Source organism: Acidovorax sp. K2F (genome assembly GCF_025246485.1).
In the GTDB taxonomy this organism is placed as follows: Bacteria; Pseudomonadota; Gammaproteobacteria; order Burkholderiales; family Burkholderiaceae_C; genus Acidovorax; species Acidovorax delafieldii.
Window position 1 is genome coordinate 1 of the sequence record NZ_JAOBSQ010000110.1, and the last position, 766, is coordinate 766.

Below are 766 nucleotides of genomic sequence, written 5' to 3' on the forward strand. Positions count from 1 at the left end.
AGGTTGCCCCTGAAAAGTGGAGTTCTTAACCCTTGTTGAAAATACCGACAAGGAGTTGAGCAATGAGTGACAAGCAAGTGCGTGCGCAGTACACGCGGGAGTTCAAACTGGAGGCGGTTCGGCAGGTGCGAGCTGGCCAGGCGATTGCGGTGGTGGCCAAGGTGCTGGGCATTCCCAAGGCCAGTCTGGGCAACTGGGTGCGACTGTCATCCAAGGGAGAGCTGAACGACGTTGGCAGCGCCGACAAGGCGACCAAAGTCTCGCCCGAGCAGATGGAGATTGCCCGGCTGCGCGCCGAGAATGCTCGCCTTCGCATGGAGCGCGACATCGCAAAAAAAGCTGCGGCGTACTTCGCGCAGGACACGCTGCGAGGTACGCCTGGATTGACCAAATGAAGTACCGTTACCCGGTGAGCGTGTCCTGCGGGGTGCTGGAGGTCAGCGCCAGCGGGTACTTCAACTGGCTGCGCCGGCGAGAGGATGGTCATGGCCGCAGCGGCCCTGGCCGACTCTACAGCGATGAAGCCCTGCTGGCGCACATCCGTGCCATCCACGCCGAGGTCAAGGGCGAATACGGCTGGCCACGCATGCACAAGGAGCTTGTGGCCCGAGGCATCCGGGTGGGCAAAGACCGGGTTCGCAAGCTCATGCAGCAGCACGGCATCAAGGCCAAAACGAAACGCAAGTTCGTGGTCACCACCGACAGCCGCCACAGCCTGCCGGTGGCACCTGACCTGGTGCAGCGGCGCTTCAACCCTGAAGCTCCC

At 62.3% G+C, this 766-nt stretch carries 1 pseudogene; it reads left to right on the top strand.

Annotated features, from left to right (window positions below):
• Positions 1-62: 62 nt before the first annotated feature.
• Positions 63-766: pseudogene (locus N4G42_RS25480) on the top strand (IS3 family transposase); the annotation flags it as partial.